At 66.1% G+C, this 1,739-nt stretch carries 1 protein-coding gene and 2 pseudogenes; 2 read left to right on the forward strand and 1 reads right to left on the reverse strand.

The genetic code is table 11. The features are described 5' to 3' along the window. Nucleotides 1-410: pseudogene (locus ACZ7NC_RS45460) on the forward strand (hypothetical protein); the annotation flags it as partial. Nucleotides 411-630: 220 nt separating this feature from the next. Next, nucleotides 631-1,248, forward strand: coding sequence for a hypothetical protein (locus ACZ7NC_RS45465; protein WP_471498329.1), 618 nt, complete (start codon nt 631-633; stop codon nt 1,246-1,248). Nucleotides 1,249-1,379: 131 nt separating this feature from the next. On the opposite strand, the pseudogene ACZ7NC_RS45470 reads toward ACZ7NC_RS45465, so the two are convergent. Then, nucleotides 1,380-1,652 (reverse strand): annotated as a pseudogene (locus ACZ7NC_RS45470) (DUF6344 domain-containing protein); the annotation flags it as partial. Between the last annotated feature and the right edge of the window lie 87 nt (nt 1,653-1,739).

Below are 1,739 nucleotides of genomic sequence, written 5' to 3' on the forward strand. Positions count from 1 at the left end.
CAGTTGACTGGGCGCAGCTCGGCCGCTCCTCGGTCCGTCGACGGGCCTGCGGCATGACACATGCCGAGGCCGCGCAAGCTCTCGCAGAGGCACGGGCCCAACAGCAGACCCCTCGTCGTGAAGGGCCGGCCGGGGCCGAACGTGACCAGGCCGAGCTTGCGGAATGGGAGCGCATCGAGCGCCTGCTTGCCACAACGGGCGGACCGTACAATCCGGATGATGACGCCTATGTCCAGGACCAGCGTGCGGCACAAGCGATGGCTGACACCGCGCACCTGAAGCAAGCAGAGACCGGCGGCCGCACCCACCAGCGCGGCTTCATCATGCGGCTCCTGGCAGAGGGCTGCCGCACAGCTCAAAGTGAGCAACCGGCTACGGAAGTGCCACCGACGGTCCGGTCGCTCCCCTGAAGTCGTGTGAATCAGCAGTCGCTGGGCCCCGGAGGTCGGCACCGGGCTGAGGTCGATCCAGTGGGCCGAGCTGTTGCAGGGAATGACCGGGACAGCGTCGTGTGCGGAGCAGGCTTGGCCAATTCGCGGCGCAGGTGTGGGATGTGGGCAGATCCGGGTCACGAGGGGCTATGTGGCCTATACCGTGTGCTGTCGGCCGCCAGGCGGGGAAGGGGCGTACATGGACTATCGGAACTGGGCGTATGAGCATTGGCCGCATTACGAAGACATCACCGACGAGTACTACCGGCACGGCCGGTTCTTCTACGGTGAGGACCAGGGCGGCAGGCTGCGAACGGGGCGGGTCGTTGCCTTCTACCGGGAGTTCAACGGTGCCACCGCGTCTGTGGTGGAGCCGGTCGTGCGGTTCCTCGGCCCGGACGGAGTGGAAGGCCGACCAGAGTACGTGTCTCTTGGACGCGCGACTGAGAAATATTGGATGTGCCGGACTGTCGAAGACGTGGAACACGCCTGGCATGAAGCGTCGTCCACCGGATCATGGCCGCAGGCTCACGGCGGGAGGGAGGCTCACCCCGCTGCCCCGTCCCTAGTCGACCCAGCGCATTACATGCTCTTCTATGCCGCCCTGTCGGAAGGGAAGAAGCTGCTTGGCCGGTGTGTGGGGTGGGATCCGCCCGCCTTCAAAGACGAGCTGCCGACACCGATCGTGCGACTCTACGGACCGCGTGGCACCCTCGACGAGGGGAACCTGCACGTGGGCCTCAATCTGCCGTATTCCTACTCACTGCTGGGATCTTTGGACTCTGCCCGGCAGCGGCTCGCCCTGTGGGCTGCGTAGGCGGTCTGTTGTCCGTTGACGCACGCGGACTTGTCCGCAGCCAGGGCAGTCACATCGGGGAAGCACCGGGGGCCGCAGGCATGGCCCGGATTTCCCCTTTCGGGCTCGGTCCAGGTCTCGGCGCAGGAGCCGTGAGGGCAGTTGGGGGCCTTGCCATGCGCCTCGGCGCTGATGCGCTGTTTCATCGTAGGGGGCAGGGACCTGACGGAGGGCCGGGGCCGGGGTAACGCCGGAACCGTCAGGTCGGATCTGCCATGGCGGCCTGGCCCGCGTGCCAGGTGGGGCTGCGACGAGGTCGACGTGGTCGCGGCGGCGTTCTTCGTGACGAATCCAAGCGCTGTGCACAGCGGGAGTAAGGCGGTGACAATGGCGGTCCACAGCTGCATGACCTTGTTCCGAGCCATGGCCCCTCGCTTTCAGGTTGGGTGATTTGCGTGTTTGCTCATCATGTGTATGAGAGCCGCAAAGCAAGGGACCGGTGCCCGTGAGGC

Source organism: Streptomyces sp. NPDC111802 (assembly GCF_055634335.1).